Below are 20,819 nucleotides of genomic sequence, written 5' to 3'. Positions count from 1 at the left end.
ACAATTAAATATAAACAATAAACTCCTTCGCTTATTTGTTCAAAGGAGTTTATTCTTTATTTAGATTAATTATACAAACATCTATTAAAACGCCCAGTTTCCATTCTCAAATATTTGAACTACTTCACCTTCCATGGTTACACCAGTAATATTAAGATCAGCAGAACCCATCATAAAATCTACGTGAGTCAAAGAAATATTGGCACCAGCTTTTTCAAGTTCGTCACTATTCATTTCACTACCACCCTCAAGGCAAATTGGGTAAGCTTCGCCTATAGCTAAGTGACAAGAAGCATTCTCATCAAACAGTGTATTGTAAAATATAATGTTTGAATTAGAAATAGGTGAATGGTAAGGTACTAAAGCAACTTCTCCAAGGTAATGGGATCCCTCATCTGTTTCTATTAACTTTTTTAATGTTTCATAGCCTTTTTTCGCTGTAAAATCTATAATTTTTCCATCTTTAAAGGTTAAAGTAAAATCATCAATTAGATTTCCACTGTAATTTAGCGGTTTTGTGCTTTGTACAATACCATTTACTCCTGCTTTTAGAGGTAAAGTAAAAACTTCTTCTGTTGGCATATTTGCAACAAAGTAAGTTTTTTTAGCATTATACTCTCCACCACCAGCCCATATATGTTTTACAGGTAGTTCTATAGTTAAATCTGTTCCTTTTGAAACATAATGTAGCTTTTTAAACTTTTTCTCATTTAAAAAATCAACCTTATTCTTTAAAGTATTTAAATGATCTGTCCATGCTTCTATAGGATTATCTTTATCCACCCTAACAGTCATAAATATACTTTCCCATAGTTTTTCTATAGCTTTATTCTCTGATAAGTCTGGAAAGACCTTTTTAGCCCAACTTTTTGTTGGTATAGAAATTATTGACCAAGAAACAGTGCTATTCATAATATATTCTCTATACTTCTTTAATGCAATTGATCTTGATTTATTAGCTTCTGATACGCGTCTTGAATCTACATCTTTTAAGAGTTCGGGGTTTGATGCAGAAATAGAAAGAAATGCTGCACCATTTTTAGCCAGCTCTTCATATCCATCTGCTTTCCATTTTGGAAACTCCTTAAAGGCTTCTTCTGGTGCATTCATGAATTTTATAAGTGTTAGCTCTTCATCACTCCATTCTACATGAACATCTTTAGCACCTGCATCATAGGCTTCTTTTGCTATTATTCTTACAAAGTCTGAGCACTCTATTGGTGAATTTATAACAAGTGTTTGACCTTTTTGAAGATTAACTCCAACTTTAATTGAGAGCTCTGCGTATTTTTTTAGATAAACATTAAGGTCCTTCATAGTATCTCTCCTTTATTTAATTAATTCCAAGCTTTAACACAAGTTAAATCAACAGAATTAACTACTTTTTATTTTACAATACTGTTATTAGTATTAAAATTATACCACATTAAGGTAATTTAAATACGTGAAGTTAAAATTTTCTTGTGTCAAATTTTAACTTCACTGCATATTATATTAATGTAGTTCTCATTAAGGAGTGTTATAATGTATTTTCGTAATGATGATTTTCTAGATGACTATAATGAAAATCAAGGATTAATGTGTTGTCCTATGGGATGTCCATTCTACCAAATGTATTCAGGACAATATAACACAGAAGAATTCATGAGACAGGGACCTGGTTTTAATCCACCACCTTTTAATCCACCTCCAGGAGGACATCAAGGGCCTGGAATGCAACCTGGTTTTGGAGGACCTCAAGGACCTGGCGGACCAAATTTACCACCACCTCCATCCCATACACCACAAAGACCAAGACCACATGGTGGTGCACAACCATTTGCAGTATCACCAGGTTCAATTCGAGCTTGCACTAATAGATTTGTTTATATATGGTTAAATAACGGAAATTCCTTCTGGGCTTATCTTACTCGGGTAGATAGAAGAACTGCTTCAGGATGGAGATGGAACGGCAGAAGATGGGTATACTTTGGCATTGATTTAAGAAGAATCGACGAATTTATTTGTCGTTAATTAATGTGTAAATATTACCAAAAGTTGATTTGGTTTTAGTTTTGATATCCTCAACATAGCGGGTTAATGTTGAGGATATTATTACGCCAAAATATTTTATTAATTGATATTGATTATTAATTAATAATTTTGTATAATACTATTAAACTTAGGTATTAAGAGGTGATATTCATGGATAACATAAATTCAACATTAACAGCTTTAAACTATTTTCTTTCTTTAGTAGGTCCCTTTGCGATATTATTTGTTACTAAGTCAATAAGAAACATAACGGAAAAAAAGTTAGTTAAAATAACTGTTAATCACAATAAATCCAAATAAATATTTATAGTAAAGATATTATGATAGATATACATTTAATAAAAGGTTAAATCGAAAGGTTTTAAGATTTAAAATAAGCACTATCAAAACTTAACAAATTTTGATAGTGCTTATTTTCATATGTAATTTAATCATAAACATTTAAACTAAAGTATGTGTTTTTTTATATTTTTAATAAATTTTTTGTAGTTTATAAAAACACTTATTTTAAGTACTGTTCTTTAACATTTAATAAACCATCTAAATACTTATTAAGATTAGTTTTTGCACTTTCTGCATTCTTAATTATTCCACTAGATACATTAGCACTCTTTACTAGAGTATCAGAAGTAAGTACAATACTTTTTAGATAATTATAATATTTGTCATGGAAAACATCTAATTCAACTCCATGTTGTAATTTGCTTACTTTATCTAAGTAGTCATGAAGATTTTTGTTTTCTGATATTATTTCCGGTACGGATTTACTCTCTATACCAACTACTGTGTTTTCTACAGACTTTTTCACTTTTTTTGTATAGTTATAAATTTCCTTAGAATAACTTAAATCATTTTTTGATGCATTAAAAACTTCAGTTGGACTTTTTCCTGCTTCTATTGCCTTGATGAAGGAAAAAGCAAATACTACAATTAAAGTGAAAATAATTACTTTAGTAACTTTTTTAATTATACATATCAAAATAGAAATTGCAATTATGACAGTTAAAGCTAATATTAATTTATCATAATTCATTTAGTCTGTCCTCCTTTATAGTGGGATGCTATACCTTAGTATTTTACCATATATCTTATACACAAAACATATACACTCATAGTTTTTTTAATAAGATGATTAAATACATAGTAAAATTAAATCAGCATAAGTTTAATTGACTAATTTTATTTATATTTACAAACTATTTCTCAATATTTTCTTAAAATTAAGTTATTATCTTTAAATTTACTTAATTATTTGCTTTATATTTTGTTAACTTAAATCTTGTTAAAATCATATGAACTGCAGCTGTTAAAGCACCAAAAATATTAAATATAATATCTAAATTTGTGTCAAGTACTCCACCTTGAGAAGGAATTTGGGGCTTAATTATAATATCTATCAAGAATTCGATTATTTCATAAAATGTTCCTAAGCTAATCCCGAGCAAACTTATAAAAATAAATTCATTTACCTTAGAGCTGATTGTTTTCTTAGTTATTGCATTAAATAAGGAATATATAAAGAGCGAAAATGAATATGTTCCAAAAAAATGTAGAACCTTGTCAAAGATAAATGATTTAGTATAAACATTTAAATATTCTCCAACCAATAAATGAAGTGTTATTGTTGCATAAACTACTCCTCTTGTGTAGTTATGTATATATAAGTTAAACTTGATTTCAATAATAATACATATCAGTATAAGAACATTTATAACAATTATTTCAGCGATAAAATCTCGCTTTTTATTAATGATGAAACCTATAAAAATAAAAACTTGAATTGCAACAAAAATTAAAGTGAGAAGCATCATGGTTTTTCTCGATTTTTTCAAATTTTTCAAAATAAACTCTCCTTTTTAATAACTCTTTAGTAAAAAGATTCTATTAATCCTATATTTAAGTACTTCCCATAATTTAAAATTAAATACGTATAAATATTTTTTAATATATTATAATTGTTATAAAAATACCAAATCCAACAAATATTTGGTATAATCAAAGTAAAGTAAAAGAACTAGTTCAGGTGTAAATAAATTACAATTAAATTCACTTGTATTAATAAGGATTAATACTTAGAATTTTTACACTGAGATAAAATGATAGAATAAGGAGATAGGCATTATGGTTAAGGTAAACATATCAACTGAAATAAAAAAATTATTAAATGACAAAATCGCAATTGGTTGCGTTGAAGCAGAAATAAAAGTAAAGGAGTCTAATGAAAGTCTATGGAAAGAAATAGATAACGTATGTAATAACATTGCTGAGGATAACTCTCTACAAGATGTATTGAAAATAAACAATATAAAAGCGGCAAGAGATGCATACAAAAAAATCGGAAAAGATCCTAGTAGATATAGAGTTTCTTCAGAATCCTTAGCTCGAAGGGTTGTAAAAGGAAAGGGGCTTTACAAGGTAAATAATGTAGTAGATATAAATAATCTCGTTTCTACAGTATCCTTTCATCCAGTATGTGCATATGATTTGGATAAAATCGACTCAGAAATATTTCTGAACATTGGAAGAGAAGGTGACTATTACGAAGGAATAGGAAGAGGACAAATAAATTTGTCTAACTTGCCTGTCTTTGAAGATAGTAATGGAAAATTTGGTAGCACAACCTCTGATTCAGTAAGAGCAATGATAACTGAGGATACCAAAAGGATTATTATGGGTATAGTTTCTTTTAATGGTGAAGAGAAGCTGGATGAGTACGTAAATTATTGTAAAAAACTTATAATAAACTATGCAGAAGGAGAAAATGTTAATACTTTTATAGTTAAATAGATAACAAAAAGGTGAGAAGATGAGCAGAAATTTATCCTATAAATCTTCAAGTTATAGCCATTATAAAAAAAATTGGAAGCATAATAAAAAAAGAAATCTTTCAAGCTCAATGAATACTAAGAATGATGGATTTGGTGAAATAAAAACTGTTATCAGTAATGATAATAATACTCCTACAAGCATTGCAGTTATAGAGCTAAGCACTAAGGCTGTAAAAATGCTAATTGGAGAATTAGATAAGATGAAATCAAAGGATTTTAATTTTAAAAGCTTCAAAAGAGAAGGTTGGCTTACTAATACTGGCAAAGGATTAGACGCTAAGAATAATATGAATTTAGATTTTTTTAAGTCTAATATTATTCCTATTTTGAATCATTTTGTTGATGTGCTCAGCGAAAACAATGTAGATATTGTATATACTGTAGCTACAGCTGCCATAAGAAGCGCTGAAAATAACGAATACCTCCTAAAAATAATAAAGGATGAATGTGGCCTAAACGTTAAAATACTTACGAAAGAGGAAGAAGCTAAGGCAACATTAGATGCATTTATGTTAAGTGCAAGTAGTTACATAAATAACACTGATCAAAGATTTATCTTGGTTGATCAAGGGGGAGGTTCAACTGAGGTAACTCTTTTTGAAAAAGGTAAAATACTTCAAACCTACAGTTTGGATTTAGGGACTGTCGTTCTGGAAAATATATTATTTCTCCGAAACCATACAAATACTAATATAAGAAAAGCATTTTGCAAAGTGGATAGATTTATAGATTATACGCTAGTACATTACTTTAAAAATCATGCACCTACACCTGATAATTGTATATGTGTAGGTGTAGGAACAGCAATAACTAGGGCCACAGGTAAAGTTACTAATAGATATCAACACGGAACAAAACTTACCATGGAATTTATTGAAAATAAAATAATAACTATAGAGGATAAAATAGCAGAGGCGTATAAAAGTGTAGGGAGTGTCTATGAAAATATTTATAGCGTAGATGTAAAAAAATCAAATTATATAGAAGAATTAATTGCTATAAGAGTAGGCCTATATATGTATAAAGAAATAATGAGAGGTTTTAATATAAATGAAATACTAGTTAGCGGAACCGGATTATGGTATGGTATATATTATCAAAAGTACAAAGAAATAGGATTAAGATGATAAAAATGGGGTGTTTATGATTGGATATAGTTTGTTCTATTGGTTCATGGGTTAACTCGATAGAAGATATAGATAAAATGGTTGAAGCAGGTATGACTATACCGAGGTTTAATTTTTCACATATTGACTATGAAAAAGCTGAGGAGCTAATAAGGGAAATTAAAAAAAAGTATCCTGAGATGTCTATTTTTCAGGATTTACAAGGAAACAAACTTAGAGTTTCAAATTTATTTAAAAATCAAATTAAGGTTAACGACGGTGAAATAATTTACTTCTGTACTGAGAACATATATAAAAAATATGAGAAAACAAACAAATATACTCTTATTCCAATATCATATGAAGGAGATTTTAAAGATTTATATAGCGCAAAAATTATTTATATGAAAGATGCTACTATGGAATTTACTGTGCTTGGAAAAAATGAAAATGTAATAAAAGTAGAAGTCAAAAAAGGTGGTATGGTTAGGGGTGAAAAAGGAATAAATGCTCCAGGTATGGATAGAAGTAAGCTCTGTTTAACAGAAAAAGATAAATATGATATAAAATGGGGATTAGATCATGGTGTTGATATAATATGTCTATCCTATGTCACTACAGATGATAATATAAAGGAACTTAAGAAGTTTATAAAAGATTATAATAAAAAAAATAGCAATATAAAAATGCCTATAATATGGTCTAAAATTGAGTGTAGAGACGGCTATGAAAACTTTGATAAAATATTGAAGGTAAGTGATGGAATAATGATTGGTAGAGGTGACTTAACTGCAGAAGTCCTTAATCATGAGATACCATTAATTCAAGACAGAATCGTTACAAAAATGAAAAGAAGTGTAAAAGATCTAATTATAGCTACCTATGTATTAGATTCCTTAAAGAAAGGAAATAAACCTACTATAAGCGAATTAAACGATATTTACAATTTTACGAGAAATAAGGTTAGTGGATTTATGTTATCGGGAGAAGTAACTATTTCTAAAACACCTATTGAAAATATTAAATTTTTGAAGGATCTAACTACTAAATTTGAAGATGTTTTAGAAAGCACTCTAAAAAGGACTGTAGGATAAATTAATAATTGGCTATACAACTTTTTTTATTTTAAGTAAAAAGCAGGGGTGAACTTATGCCCCTGCTTAAATTTATATCCAAATAGTAGTCTTAAGTTAATCATATATTTTTTAACTATATAACACTTGGAAGTTTTTTTGCAAATTTATAAAAATCTTCATATTTTCCTTGATAGTCAGTAACTATTGCTTCTTCAGTTCTATGTAACATATTATCAGTTATTAAATAGGTCTTCATTCCAAGATTTTTTGCTATTAGGTCTTCTTGTACATCATTTCCAACCATTAAGCATTCATCGGCGGTTTTACATATATCTTTTAATACTTCCTCGTAGTATTTTAATTGAGGTTTGCAATAGTGATTAGTTTCAAAAGTACTTATATATGAAAATTCTTCTGGTTCAAAACCTGCCCAACGCACTCTATGATAAATTGCTTTAGCAGGGAACATAGGATTTGTAGCCACAACTATCTTATACCCTTTTTCCTTTAATATTCTAACACTATCTTTAATACATTCAATGCTATGTACAGCTTCTCTCACTTTTAAAAACCTTGAATCATAGAATTCATCGAAACGTTTTTTCAATGCCGAAAGATCAGCGTTTATTCTTCCACCAAAATCCTCCATAAACACTTCTTCATTAGTTTTATACTCAGTGTTTTTCACCATGGCCTTTGTGGATGCCCATATATTTTTAGCAAATTGTTGTGGTTCCATTATATCTGAAAAAGTATCTGTTATTTCATCAAAATATAATTTTTCAAATAACGCCATATCCATTGGAAGTAAAGTTCCATCGAGATCAAATAAAATTGTATTCATAAATTTCCTCCTTAGTGTGTTCAAGTTATAATTCAAAGAGTTAAGTAATGCGCATATATTCCAATTACATATAATTTTAACACAATATTATGTCTATTGCTATATCTTGATCAATCTAGACAATCCTTCAAAACTTGATATTTGTGGTTAAAATTGTATTAAAATGCACGAACAGTTTATTTAATCAAATGAGTTAATCTACAGTAATTATAAAAATATAAGTATGTTTATAGGCAAAATACTTCAAATAATTACGAAGTATTTTGAATGAATTGTGAAATTATCCGATTGTTTTTGAAAGAATGTGATTGAAATTGAATTATTTCTATATTATAATGTTTTCATAAAGAGATGCCTATTATATAAAAAGTATGGTTAAATAATAATTAAGTGATAAATAAAATATTTACGAAAAGAAGGTGGTTTTTCTTGATAACAGAACAAAGACATAATTTAATACTTGACCTGCTTAAGGATAAAAGTGTAGTTAAAATAAATGAGCTAGTAGACGCAACTAATACTTCGGAATCCACCATAAGACGTGATCTTACATTCTTAGAAAGCATAAATGCACTAAAAAGAGTACATGGCGGTGCTACGCTCACTAAGGGTAGACTCATTGAAGCAAGTTATAGTGAAAAAGAAATTCAAAATATAGAAGAGAAACGGCTAATAGCTAAACATGCTGCATCACTTATAAAAGAAGGAGATTGTATTTATCTTGATGCTGGAACTTCAACTTTTGAAATGATTCAGTTTATAGATAAAAAAAATATAATAATAGTTACAAATGGACTTAAGCATATAAATTCTCTTGTCGAACAAAACTTGAATTCTTATATTTTAGGCGGAAGAGTTAAAACAACGACTAAAGCAATAATAGGTATTGATGCATTAAAAAATATTGAAAAATTTAGGTTTGATAAATGTTTTTTAGGTATCAATGGAGTACACCTAGAGTATGGCTTTACCACACCAGATGTAGAAGAAGCTGCACTTAAAGAAAATGCAATCAAACATTCAAGACAGGCATTCGTTTTAGCTGATGAAAGTAAGTTTGGAGAGGTAAGTTTTGTAAAAGTTGGAGATTTGGGAAAGGCAGAAATTATTACGAATTCTGATATAGAAGATTATGAGGGATATAGTAAAAAAACTAAAGTAAAGGTTGTGATAGAATAATGATATATACAGTAACTTTTAATCCATCTATCGATTATGTAATAGATGTAGAAAACTTTAAGCCGGGAGAAGTAAACCGAGTAACAAGTGAGTATAAATACGCTGGTGGTAAGGGAATTAATGTATCGAGAGTTTTAAATAATTTAGGCATTAAAAATAAAGCTCTCGGATTCATTGGTGGGTTTACTGGAAAATATATAGTAGATTTTCTACAAAAACAAGGAGTAGATACTGACTTCATAGAGGTTAGTGGTGATACAAGAATAAATGTAAAACTCAAATCAAATGAGGAAACAGAAATAAATGGTTCAGGACCTGATGTAAATGAAGAAAGTTTAAAAGAATTGTTTAAAAAAATTAATACATTAAATACAAAAGATTTTCTAGTTTTAGCTGGTAATGTACAGAAATCGATGCCAAGAAACATTTACTCAATTATTCAAGAAAAATGCTTCCACAAGGGCCTGAAAGTAGTTGTTGATACTACCGGTGAAGCCTTAATAACAACATTAAAATATAATCCATTTTTGATAAAACCAAATAACCACGAGCTTGAAGAATTATTTAATGTAAGCATTAATGGTAGAGAAGAACTAATTAAATATGGTCAAAGACTTAGAGAAATGGGTGCAGAAAACGTTGTTATTTCAATGGCAGGTGAAGGTGCTTTGCTATTATGTAAAGAAGGTGTGTATCATGCATCAGCACCAAAGGGAGTTGTAAAAAACTCTGTAGGAGCAGGCGATTCCTTAATTGCTGGTTTTATAGCAAGTTATTCACAAAATTCAAGCCTAATTGAATCACTTAAATGGGGAGCTGCAACTGGTAGTGCTACAGCATTTTCAATGGATTTATGTAAAAAGGAAGATGTTGAAAGATTCCTTACTGAAATACTTATAACTAAATTAGTTTAAATAAAAAGTGTCATGTAGATTAAACAAATGAATGTCTTCTATAATTATAAAAATATTAAATGCTATTAGGAGGAAAAAAATGAGAATTACGGAGCTTCTAAAAAAGGATACAATTATTTTAGATTTAAATTCTAAATCAAAAACAGAAGTTATCGATGAATTAATAGATAAATTAGACAATGCAGGAAGATTAAATAATAAAAAAGAATATAAAGATGCAATATTGAAAAGAGAAAATGAATTTTCAACAGGAATAGGGGATGGGATAGCCATTCCACATGCTAAAACAGCAGCTGTCAGGACACCATCATTAGCATTTGGTCGTTCAAAGGAAGGGTTAGACTTTGAGTCTTTAGATGGTAATAATGCACATATATTCTTTATGATAGCAGCTAGTGAAGGAGCACATAATGAGCATCTAGAAACCCTATCAAGATTATCTAGCTTACTTATAAATGAAAATTTTAAAAATGGGCTTTTAAACGCCAAATCAGAAGATGAAATTTTAAATTTAATTGATGCTCAAGAAAAAGATTATTTACAAACTCAAAATTCTGAGGCAACTGTAGAAAAAAGCTCTAATGATAATAGATTAATACTAGCAGTTACAGCTTGCCCAACTGGTATTGCACATACTTATATGGCTGCAGATTCTCTTAAAAATAAAGCAAAAGAACTAGGAGTAGAGATCAAAGTTGAAACTAATGGTTCTACTGGAGTAAAAAATAAGCTAACAGATGATGAGATTAGTAGAGCAACAGCAATAATAGTTGCAGCGGATAAACAAGTAGAAATGTCTAGATTTGAAGGTAAGAAAGTACTTCAAGTTCCTGTGGCTCAAGCTATAAAGAAACCTGAAGAGCTTATAAATAAGGGACTACAAGGAGATGCATCTATATATCATCATATAGGAAGTAAAGAGTCTTCAAATGGAAATAAGAACCAAAGAACAGGATTTTATAAGCATGTAATGAGTGGTGTATCAAATATGCTTCCTTTCGTTGTAGGTGGGGGGATATTAATAGCGATATGCTTCATGTTCGGAATTAAGGCCTTTGATCCAAAAGATCCATCTTTTAACCCTATAGCAAAACTTCTTATGGATATCGGTAGTGGAAATGCATTTGCTTTGATGGTGCCTGTTCTAGCAGGTTTTATTGGAAGCAGTATAGCTGATAGACCGGGGTTCGCACCAGCAATGGTTGGTGGACTTATAGCTGCAAATAATGGTGCTGGATTTTTAGGCGGATTAATTGCAGGTTTCCTTGGAGGTTATTCCGTATTACTAGTTAAGAAATTATTTGCTGGGCTTCCAGAATCACTTGAAGGAATAAAGCCAGTTCTTATATATCCTTTACTCGGAATATTTATTACTGGTGCTGTAATGTTGCTATTTATAGTTAATCCTGTTAAGGCACTTAATACTTCTATGCAAGCTTGGTTGGGATCAATGGGTACAGCAAATAGAGTACTTCTTGGTTTAATTCTTGGTGGAATGATGGCTGTTGACATGGGTGGTCCAATAAATAAAGCAGCATTTACATTCGGTATTGCTATGATTGACGCTGGAAACTATTATCCACATGCAGCTATAATGGCAGGGGGTATGGTTCCACCACTAGGTATTGCTATTGCAACTACATTATTTAAAAATAAATTTACTAAACAAGAAAGAGATGCCGGAAAAACAAACTATATAATGGGAGCAAGTTTTATAACAGAAGGTGCTATTCCATTTGCAGCAGCAGATCCAGGAAGAGTTATTCCTTCAATAATTGTTGGATCAGCAATTGCTGGAGCGTTGACAATGATGTTTAATATAGGTTTACCTGCTCCCCACGGTGGAGTATTTGTAATTCCTATAGTTAAAGGAAATCCTTTACTTTATGTTTTATCAATATTAATCGGATCATTTATAACAGCATTTATGTTAGGATTCCTTAAAAAGCCTATAGAAGATAAATAAATTATATTAAAATAGGAGTTAGATACCATACGGATATCTAACTCCTATTTTAATTAATTTTTTTATTCAGTAGTCTCTGTAGCAGCACTTGAACATAATTCTGTTTTATCTTTTTTACTTTTCACTATAGAAGCTATGATGCTAATTGATAGTATTGTAAATATAGTAATTAAAGAAGCCACTATTGATATTTCAAGATGGAAGAATAAAACAGATAACTTTATACCAGTAAATACAAGGATGCTTGCTACTCCATACTTTACATAAACAAAATTATTGTGAAGCTTTTCTAATATAAAGTATAGATTTCTAAGACCTAATATAGCAAATATATTAGAAGTATATACTATAAATGGATCCGTAGTTATAGAGAATATAGCTGGTATTGAATCTATTGCAAAAATAATATCAGATCCTTCTACAAGCAGCACTATTGCGAGAAGTGGGGTAGCGTATAATATACCATTTTTCCTAGTAAAAAATTTTTCCCCATCTAATGTATCAGAAACTGGTATAAATTTATTAAGAAGCTTTATTAATTTGCTATCTTTAAAATTACTTTCATTTTCATCATTTCTAAACATCTTGATTCCGCTGAATATTAGAAGTAAACCAAATATATAAAGCATCCAATGGAACTTGTTAACAATGGTTACACCTAAAAGTATAAATACTAACCTTAATATAATAGCCCCAACTATTCCATAAGTAAGAACTCTCTTTTGATATTCTGATTTTATCCCAAAACTTTGAAATATGAGTATGAATAAAAACAGGTTGTCTAAACTTAAGCTTTGTTCAATTACATACCCTCCAAGGAAAGCTAAAGCCTTTTCTGTTCCCATGAAAAAATAGATACCGATATTAAATAGTATCGCCATACCAACCCAGAAACTTAAATGTAATAGTGATTTTTTTGTTGTCATATAATTACCTCCTTATTTATGTAAATTATAATTTTGCTATATAAAGGGCAAAAATAAAAGGCTTTTAACATAATTCATCGCTATATATGAATTATGTTAAAAGTCTTATAACCTTAAATAGGCTTATAAAGCCAGATTTAGAATACTAAATCGAATTGTTGACTTTATAATTTAAATTACTCCCTTTTAACAAGTATTATTAACTTTTACAAATTAATAATACCATAATTTATAAATCATTGTCAAGTAAATAATAATGCTTATAATAATTACCCATAACCCTGTAAGACGTAATTAATAACCCATTGTAAAAGTTAAACTTTTTATATCTTTTATTGTTTCTTCAGCCGTTCTCCAACAGTAATCTTCTTCTCGTCTTATATTATAATGAACAGATTTTCTCTTTATGGTATTAATATTTTAACTATACATAAACTAACCTATGTTTACTATGTATGAAAAGAAGGTGCTATAATGAAAATTCGTTTAGGTTATGTGGCTATAGCTCTAAAGCTTCCCAAGGTTACATCCTCAAGTACAGTAACTTACACTAATTATGGAAAACAGGGTAATGATGTTAACAAACTAAATAAACTTAAACAAGTAACATTATCAAATTTAGATGATTTGTATAAAATTCTTGAGTATAATGTGAAAAATAATATTCATTTTTATAGGATAACTTCAGCGCTAGTTCCATTGGCAACTCATCCAGAAGTTACTAATTGGGATTACAGAAAGATTTTTAACATAGAATTCAAAAGAATAGGAGACCTAGTAAAGAAATATAATATGAGAGTAGATACTCATCCTGATGAATTTAATGTTTTAAATAGTATTAGAGAGGAAGTTGTGGAAAGTTCTAAAAGAAACCTTATGTTTCACGTAAATTTATTTAAGGATCTAGATTATCCAAATGGAAAAATGGTTCTACATGTAGGTAGTAGCCAAGGTGGAAAAGAAAAAGCAATTGAAAGATTTATAAGCAATTTTAAAAATTTTCCCTCTGATATAACAAGCAAATTGATATTAGAAAATGATGATAAAACCTTTACTACAAGAGAAGTTTTAGGAATATGTAAGACAGTAGATGCTCCTATGGTACTAGATGTCCATCATCATACATGTAATACCGGAGGAGATTCCTTGGAACCTTTACTTAGAGAAATTTTAAATACATGGTCTAACCAATCGATTCCCCCAAAAGTTCACTTTTCAAGCCCTAAGGAAGGTAAAACAGATAGAAAACATTCAGATTTCATTAACCCTCAAGATTTTATAAAATTTCTAGAGGTATGCAAACCTTTAGGAATTGATTTTGACGTAATGTTAGAATCTAAAATGAAAGATTTATCCTTATATAAACTTGTAGAAGATATAAAAGAACTTAGAAGCAACTGGAACTGGATAGATGAATCAACGCTAGAAATATGATAATATGTATTATGAAACTTTAATCCTCATCAACATAATCGATGAGGATTAAAGTTTTAGTGAAAATAAGCTATACTTAATATTAATTAAATACATATATTTAAACTTACTTTGATATTATTATGTTAAAATTCAGCTATTAAATGTATAATTTATACTGTATGCAAGATGTAAATAATATAAAATTTATTAGATACTCTTAATTTAGTTACGGAGGCAAATATTCAATGAAAAATAAAAATATATCTGTAGTAGACCTTTATAAAAGGCATATTTCTATAATTATAGTTCTTATATCTGCTGTAGTTATATCGATTTTTATATTACTATTAATTAACCTACATACTAGTTCACAAAATAGTACTTTAGTTAATATCTTAGGCCGACAAAGAATGCTTACGCAAATGATGACCAAGGACGTAAATCGTATATATGAACTTTATACTTATGATGGAGCATATAATAATGAAGAAAAGGAAAAATTTCACTCACAAGCAAGTATAAGCGAAACATTAGAAGAACTCCAAAAGTCTAAAAATGAATATGAATCACAGTATCAAACTATAAAAAATGGTTTTATAATCTCAAAAGGTAATAGATTAAATTTTACAGAAGCCCTTGGAGAACTTTCTCCTATTTTACAAAAGCATGAACAAATTTGGATAGTGTTTAACAAATCTATTAATACAGTTTTAAACGAAAAAAATAACTCTATAGAATTGTACAACGCAGTTAAATACATTAATGAAAATAACGAATTTCTTTTGGAATGTAGTAATGACATAACAAATTTAGTTTCTAATTATAATAACAAAAGAAGTCAAATTATGATTTATACAGTAATGTTTCTTTCAATAACAATACTTATGTCACTAATTATATTTTTTGTAAATGCATATAAAAATCTTTTTCTACCAATAGGGCAGCTATATAAAGGGTTAGAGGGAGTTGGTATAACAGATTTAGAAGCTATTGTTCCTAAGTTTGAAGATGCTAATATTGTTCCAGTTTTTAAAGAAGTACAAGTAGTATTTAATAAATTAAACAGCATAATCTTGCTTATCGAGAATCTAAGCAAAAATATACCATTTAAGGATGTTTTGAATTACATATTTAACTCTTTTATTGAATTTATTCCGTATACACATATAGGAATAGCATTGATAGATGCTGAAAGAAATATAATAAAAGCATCTTATGGAGTTTCAGGTAAATATCATAAGAATCTGCCAAAGAGGCTGTTGGGGTTTAGGACAGGCATTAAGGAAACTACTCTTGGTAAAATTATTGAAACAGGTGAGGAAAGAATAATTAACGATCTTGAGGAATATATTAAAGGAAAACCAGTTAAAGAATACAATCGTATTTTGCTAGAAGAGGGCATAAAATCATCAATAACATTTCCACTTAAAAATGATAAAGGTGCAGTGGGAATAATATTTTTCTCAAGTAACACTAAAAATGTTTATCAAAAGAAACATATAAATTTTTTAAAAACCCTGGCAAATAGTATAATGCTTAGTCTTGAAGAGGACATTCTAATTGATGATATGATTATAAGCTCAACATTAGCGCTGGCAACCCTAACTGAGGAAAGAGACCCGGAGACTGGTGATCATTTAAATCGAATGAAAACATATTCCCGAGTGATTGCAGAGTTATTATCTAATACAAAAAAATATAGAAATATTATAGACTTAGATTATGTAAATAATATTGAAAGATTTAGTCCTCTTCATGATATCGGAAAGGTAGCTATACGGGATGAAATTTTACTCAAACCTGCAAAGCTTTCTGAGTATGAGTTTAATATTATGAAAACTCATACTTCATATGGAGCTAAAGTTTTAAAAACTGCAGATGATAACCTAATAAAGAGAGGAAGAAGTATATTTAAAATAGCAATTGAAATAGCAGAAGGTCATCACGAAAAATGGGATGGTTCTGGTTATCCTAATGGTAAGCTGGAAGAGAATATACCTTTAAGTGCTAGAATCGTTGCTATAGCAGATGTATTTGATGCTCTAACAAGTAAAAGACCTTATAAAAGGGCCTTTAGCTTTGAAGAAGCCACTCAAATAATAAAAGATGGATCTGGAAAACACTTTGATCCATATATAGTTAGTGTGTTTTTTCAAAACATTGAAGTGATTTGGAAGATATATAATAGATTTAATTTAAAACAAAAGAAAGATTTAACCTCTTAAGCCAACTTTCTTATTATGTAACACTTGAATGAAGTATTATGATCTAATTCTATTTAAAAAATATTAATAATAATCTAGACAGAAATATGATATACTGTAATTGCGATAATACAACTTGACTTTATTGGAAAATGGAGATGATTTAAATGCAACTATGTTCTATTTGTAATAAAAATATAGCAACAATATATACAGCTAAAGTTGACAGTGGAAAACCAGAAATGGTTGGTGTATGTATGGATTGTGCTAAAAAAATGGGAATACCTATTATGGATCAATTAATGAAGCAAGCTGGCATGACTCCAGATGACATAGAAAACTTATCAGAACAAATGAGTACTATGTTTCAGGATATTAATCTTGATGAATCAAAAAACACTTCTTTCTTGAATTTATTTAATAATACATTTAAATCTTCAGATGATATAGACAACAAAGAGCCTAAAGCTTTTAATAAGGAACACTCTTCTAATAAAGAGGAGCCTAAAGTAAAAACAAAAGGTGGATTTTTTAAGAAAAAAAGAAAAAATCTAGATATGTATGGAATAAATTTAACGGATAAAGCAAAAAACGAGGAAGTTGATAAAGTTATAGGGAGACAGACAGAAATAGATAGAGTTATACAGATTCTTAACAGAAGAACTAAAAATAACCCTATTTTAATTGGAGAGCCAGGTGTTGGTAAGACAGCTATCGCAGAAGGCTTAGCTGTTAGGATAGCAGAGAAACAGGTTCCTGCTAAATTATATGATTCAGAAGTATATTTACTAGATCTGACTGCAATTGTGGCAGGTACTCAATTTAGAGGGCAGTTCGAAGGTCGTATGAAATCCATTATAGAAGAAGCCAAAGATAATGGTAACATTATTTTAGTTATTGATGAAGTTCATAATATAATTGGAGCGGGAGAAGCTCAAGGCGGGGCTATGAATGCAGCTAATATCTTAAAACCAGCTCTTGCCAGAGGGGAAATTCAAGTTATTGGAGCAACCACTCTAGAAGAATATAGAAAGCATATAGAAAAAGATTCAGCTTTAGAGAGAAGATTTCAACCTGTTATAGTTGATGAGCCAACAGTAGAAGAGACCATTGAAATTTTAAAAGGAATAAAAAATTACTATGAATCTTATCATAATGTAATAATATCTGATGAAGTAATAGATTCCGCTGCGAGATTGTCAGAAAGATATATAACTGATAGATTCCTACCAGATAAAGCAATTGATGTTATAGACGAGGCAAGTTCTAGAGCTAACCTAAAAAACCAAGGACTTGTAGAGTTAAAATCAATAGAAGAAGAATTACAGCAACTACAAAACAAGATAATAGATGCTGGTAATAATAATGATTATGAAAAAGCGGCTCAATACAAGGTACATGAATGCAGACTTCAAGATAAAATTAGGGAACTTAAAAGTAGTTGTGCTGACGTTAAACTAACTGTTGAAGATATTGCTCATGTTATCGAAGCATGGACAAAAATTCCTGTACAAAAGATTACAGAAGAAGAAGCTCAAAAGTTATTGAATTTAGAAGAAAGATTACACCAAAGGGTTATAGGTCAGCATGAAGCCATCGTATCTTTATCTAGAGCTATACGCAGAAATAGATTAGGATTTAGAAAAAAGAGAAAACCGTCTTCCTTCATTTTTGTTGGTCCAACAGGTGTTGGTAAAACGGAGCTAGCTAAGGCCCTTGCAACTGAACTTTTTGGTAGTGAAGAAGCAATAATAAGGCTTGATATGTCTGAGTATATGGAAAAGCATACGGTTTCAAAGTTAATTGGTGCTCCTCCTGGATATGTAGGTTACGACCAAGGCGGTCAGCTTACTGAAAAAATAAGAAGAAAACCATATTCAGTTATTTTACTTGATGAAATTGAAAAGGCTCATCCAGATATATTTAATATGTTACTTCAAATTCTTGAAGACGGAAGACTTACAGATAGTCAAGGAAGAACTGTTTACTTTGAAAACGCAGTGATTATTATGACTTCTAATGCAGGAACTAATTTCAAATCTTCTGGAATTGGCTTTGCGCAGGATGGATATAATATTTTAGAAAATCGTGTAAAAGAGGCACTTAAAGAAATCTTTAGACCTGAATTTTTAAATAGAGTGGATGAAACCATTGTATTTACTCCATTGTCAAAGGATGAACTTCATAAAATCATCAACCTAATGTTAAAAGAAGTTATTGATGAAGTTAAGGAAAAAGAAATTAATTTAGAAATATCTGAAGAAGTGAAGGATCAGATTTTGAAAATAGGTTATGATGAAAAATATGGTGCAAGACCACTAAGAAGAACAATACAAAAGTATATCGAAGATGAAATCGCGGAACAATATCTACAAAAGAAATTTAGAGAAGGTTCTAATGTAAAAGTAGAATTAATAGGTGATAAAATTGTTTTGCACTAGACAGTAAATTATTATTTTAAAAGAATATTAAAAAACAATCTAAAGAGACTAAACATATACAGAGTTAGGTATATGTTTAGTCTTTAGTTAAATATTTATTGAAATAGGTGATATATAAATGGATAAAGAAAAGGTTCCAACCATAGATCCATATATTCTCTTAAGCTGGACAAATATGAAGCTAAGAGATGAATTTGATAGCCTTAGAGTTTTATGCGAAGAAAATGAATTGAATTTAGAGGATATCATAAACAGGCTAGAAGCCATTGAATATAAATATAATGAAAAAACTAATCAGTTTATATCTGTAGAAGCATAATAATTTTTCAAACTATTGGGGGGGGATAAAAAATGAATAATATAATAACAACTAAGATCGAAGAGTTTAATTTAAGATTTGCAGAGGAAAAAGATATACCTTTAATTTTAAAGTTTATTAAGGAATTAGCTAACTATGAAAATTTACTTGATGAAGTTATTGCAACAGAGGATACTTTAAGAGAATCATTATTTAAGCGTAATGCTGCTGAAGTTATTATTGGTGAGTATAAAGGTGCACCTGTAAGCTTTGCATTATTCTTTCATAATTTCTCTACATTTTTAGGGAAACCAGGCATCTATTTAGAGGATCTATACGTAAGACCAGCGGTTCGTGGCAAGGGATTAGGTAAATTAATGCTTTCATTTTTAGCTAGATTAGCCTTAGAAAGAAATTGTGGCAGACTAGAATGGTGGTGCTTAGACTGGAACAAATCATCTATAGAGTTCTATAAACAAATGGATGCTGTACCAATGGATGAATGGACTGTGTATAGAGTATGTGATGAGGAACTATATAATTTAGCTAGCAAATGTGGTATGTAGGAGATGAAAATGGATGAGTAAATGTAAAATAGGAGTTATATCAGATACACACGGGCTTTTACGACCGAATGCACTAGATCTTTTTAAAGAATCTGATTTAATAATTCATGCTGGTGATATAGGTAATCCTGATATAATTAAATCTCTAGAAAAAATAGCACCGGTTGTGGCTGTAAGAGGAAACTGTGATAAAGGTGACTGGGCTTATAAATATCATAAAACTGAAGTAGTAGAAATAAGCGAAAAATTAATATATGTTATTCATGATGTAAGGGACATAGATTTAGATGTTAAAACTTCAGGATTTCATATCGTTATTAGTGGTCACTCTCACAATCCGGAAAATATAGTTCTAAATGATGTTTTATATTTAAATCCTGGTAGTGCAGGTCCACGCAGATTCAACCTGCCTATTAGCGTAGCCGTAATTAATATAGACAATTCACGTTCAGACATAGAATTAGTAACTATACCTAATAATTAAATCGCAAGTAATGCAAATTGGCATTAAACTATGAAATTTAGTATGTATATTTATCTTAGTAGAAGTGGAGAGTATTCAATATGATTTTTGTTATAAAAAAGTTTGAGGAATTAGATGTAAATGAGCTCTATAGCATTATTAGAGAAAGAGTTAACGTTTTTATTGTAGAACAAAATTGCCCTTATGAGGAATGTGATGATAAAGACTTAAACTCTTTTCATATGTTTTTGAAAGAAGATAATACTATTATAGCTTATCTTAGAATACTGCCAAAAGGACTTTCTTACAGGGAGATTTCTATTGGTAGGGTTTTGGTACATAAAAATTATCGGAATAGAGGATTAGCAAAACATTTATTAACAAAAGCTATTAATTTTATTAAACAAGAGCTTAAGGAAACGGAAATAAGAATTTCTGCTCAACAATATATTATAAAGTTATATGAAAGCTTAGGTTTTGTAAAAGTATCAGATGCGTATCTTGAAGATAATATTCCCCATGTGGATATGCTATATATAAAATGATAAACAGAGTATT

The 20,819-nt window shown here is 29.5% G+C and carries 20 protein-coding genes; 15 read left to right on the top strand and 5 right to left on the bottom strand.

Going from position 1 to position 20,819, the window contains the following annotated elements; translation table 11 throughout:
• Positions 1–84: 84 nt before the first annotated feature.
• Positions 85–1,317, bottom strand: coding sequence for an aminopeptidase (locus AC0N0V_RS10160; protein WP_474463876.1), 1,233 nt, complete (start codon positions 1,315–1,317; stop codon positions 85–87).
• Positions 1,318–1,524: 207 nt separating this feature from the next.
• Here AC0N0V_RS10160 and AC0N0V_RS10155 point away from each other — a divergent pair, with 207 nt between their 5' ends.
• Positions 1,525–2,013, top strand: a complete 489-nt coding sequence (locus tag AC0N0V_RS10155; protein WP_474463873.1) for a hypothetical protein — start codon at positions 1,525–1,527, stop codon at positions 2,011–2,013.
• Positions 2,014–2,184: 171 nt separating this feature from the next.
• On the top strand, positions 2,185–2,334 hold the full coding sequence (locus AC0N0V_RS10150) for a hypothetical protein (protein WP_474463871.1): 150 nt from the start codon (positions 2,185–2,187) through the stop codon (positions 2,332–2,334).
• A 202-nt stretch (positions 2,335–2,536) separates the two neighbouring features.
• Here the strand turns inward: AC0N0V_RS10150 and AC0N0V_RS10145 are convergent, their stop codons facing one another.
• Together AC0N0V_RS10145 and AC0N0V_RS10140 are read right to left on the bottom strand one after the other, a co-directional pair.
• On the bottom strand, positions 2,537–3,067 hold the full coding sequence (locus AC0N0V_RS10145; RefSeq protein ID WP_474463869.1) for a hypothetical protein: 531 nt from the start codon (positions 3,065–3,067) through the stop codon (positions 2,537–2,539).
• A gap of 211 nt (positions 3,068–3,278) precedes the next feature.
• Entirely contained in the window at positions 3,279–3,875 is a 597-nt protein-coding gene (locus AC0N0V_RS10140; RefSeq protein WP_474463868.1) for a DUF2238 domain-containing protein, read from the bottom strand.
• A gap of 280 nt (positions 3,876–4,155) precedes the next feature.
• Between AC0N0V_RS10140 and AC0N0V_RS10135 the strand changes: the two genes are divergently transcribed.
• From AC0N0V_RS10135 to AC0N0V_RS10125, 3 genes are all read left to right on the top strand, one after another.
• Positions 4,156–4,821, top strand: a complete 666-nt coding sequence (locus tag AC0N0V_RS10135; protein ID WP_474463866.1) for a B3/B4 domain-containing protein — start codon at positions 4,156–4,158, stop codon at positions 4,819–4,821.
• A 109-nt stretch (positions 4,822–4,930) separates the two neighbouring features.
• Complete coding sequence (locus AC0N0V_RS10130) at positions 4,931–5,989, top strand: Ppx/GppA phosphatase family protein (RefSeq protein ID WP_474463863.1); 1,059 nt, start codon at positions 4,931–4,933, stop codon at positions 5,987–5,989.
• 20 nt (positions 5,990–6,009) lie between these two features.
• Positions 6,010–7,062 carry a pyruvate kinase gene (locus AC0N0V_RS10125; RefSeq protein ID WP_474463861.1) on the top strand — a complete coding sequence of 351 codons (1,053 nt, stop codon included), beginning with the start codon at positions 6,010–6,012 and terminating at the stop codon, positions 7,060–7,062.
• 115 nt (positions 7,063–7,177) lie between these two features.
• On the opposite strand, the gene AC0N0V_RS10120 is transcribed toward AC0N0V_RS10125, so the two are convergent.
• Positions 7,178–7,888: an HAD family hydrolase gene (locus AC0N0V_RS10120; RefSeq protein ID WP_474463860.1), complete on the bottom strand. Its 711-nt coding sequence runs from the start codon at positions 7,886–7,888 to the stop codon at positions 7,178–7,180.
• A 429-nt stretch (positions 7,889–8,317) separates the two neighbouring features.
• Here AC0N0V_RS10120 and AC0N0V_RS10115 point away from each other — a divergent pair, with 429 nt between their 5' ends.
• From AC0N0V_RS10115 to AC0N0V_RS10105, 3 genes are all read left to right on the top strand, one after another.
• Positions 8,318–9,067 (top strand): DeoR/GlpR family DNA-binding transcription regulator, encoded by a 750-nt coding sequence (locus AC0N0V_RS10115; RefSeq protein ID WP_474463859.1) that lies wholly within the window; start codon positions 8,318–8,320, stop codon positions 9,065–9,067.
• The gene (pfkB, locus tag AC0N0V_RS10110) at positions 9,067–9,981 is read left to right on the top strand and encodes a 1-phosphofructokinase (protein WP_474463857.1); all 915 of its coding nucleotides are present in this window, start codon (positions 9,067–9,069) and stop codon (positions 9,979–9,981) included. The genes AC0N0V_RS10115 and pfkB overlap by 1 nt, the downstream gene beginning before the upstream one ends.
• A 79-nt stretch (positions 9,982–10,060) precedes the next feature.
• On the top strand, positions 10,061–11,947 hold the full coding sequence (locus tag AC0N0V_RS10105; protein WP_474463856.1) for a PTS fructose transporter subunit IIABC: 1,887 nt from the start codon (positions 10,061–10,063) through the stop codon (positions 11,945–11,947).
• 62 nt (positions 11,948–12,009) lie between these two features.
• On the opposite strand, the gene AC0N0V_RS10100 is transcribed toward AC0N0V_RS10105, so the two are convergent.
• A complete protein-coding gene (locus tag AC0N0V_RS10100) occupies positions 12,010–12,873 on the bottom strand; it encodes a TerC/Alx family metal homeostasis membrane protein (RefSeq protein ID WP_474463854.1) in 864 nt (287 codons plus the stop codon).
• A 474-nt stretch (positions 12,874–13,347) separates the two neighbouring features.
• Here AC0N0V_RS10100 and uvsE point away from each other — a divergent pair, with 474 nt between their 5' ends.
• The 7 genes from uvsE to AC0N0V_RS10065 all read left to right on the top strand — a co-directional run bounded on the left by uvsE (position 13,348) and on the right by AC0N0V_RS10065 (position 20,806).
• Positions 13,348–14,307 (top strand): UV DNA damage repair endonuclease UvsE, encoded by a 960-nt coding sequence (gene uvsE / locus AC0N0V_RS10095; protein WP_474463853.1) that lies wholly within the window; start codon positions 13,348–13,350, stop codon positions 14,305–14,307.
• Positions 14,308–14,534: 227 nt separating this feature from the next.
• Entirely contained in the window at positions 14,535–16,514 is a 1,980-nt protein-coding gene (locus AC0N0V_RS10090) for an HD domain-containing phosphohydrolase (RefSeq protein ID WP_474463851.1), read from the top strand.
• 146 nt (positions 16,515–16,660) lie between these two features.
• Positions 16,661–18,934 (top strand): ATP-dependent Clp protease ATP-binding subunit, encoded by a 2,274-nt coding sequence (locus AC0N0V_RS10085; RefSeq protein ID WP_474463849.1) that lies wholly within the window; start codon positions 16,661–16,663, stop codon positions 18,932–18,934.
• A gap of 118 nt (positions 18,935–19,052) precedes the next feature.
• Positions 19,053–19,253, top strand: coding sequence for a DUF4250 domain-containing protein (locus tag AC0N0V_RS10080; protein ID WP_474463847.1), 201 nt, complete (start codon positions 19,053–19,055; stop codon positions 19,251–19,253).
• A 32-nt stretch (positions 19,254–19,285) separates the two neighbouring features.
• On the top strand, positions 19,286–19,798 hold the full coding sequence (locus AC0N0V_RS10075; RefSeq protein ID WP_474463844.1) for an N-acetyltransferase family protein: 513 nt from the start codon (positions 19,286–19,288) through the stop codon (positions 19,796–19,798).
• Between the two features lie 13 nt (positions 19,799–19,811).
• On the top strand, positions 19,812–20,282 hold the full coding sequence (locus AC0N0V_RS10070) for a metallophosphoesterase family protein (protein WP_474463842.1): 471 nt from the start codon (positions 19,812–19,814) through the stop codon (positions 20,280–20,282).
• Positions 20,283–20,362: 80 nt separating this feature from the next.
• Complete coding sequence (locus tag AC0N0V_RS10065; protein ID WP_474463841.1) at positions 20,363–20,806, top strand: GNAT family N-acetyltransferase; 444 nt, start codon at positions 20,363–20,365, stop codon at positions 20,804–20,806.
• The last annotated feature ends 13 nt before the right edge of the window (positions 20,807–20,819 follow it).

Source organism: Clostridium sp. CS1-1 (assembly GCF_056135525.1).
This window is presented reverse-complemented; position numbering and strand designations above follow the sequence as displayed.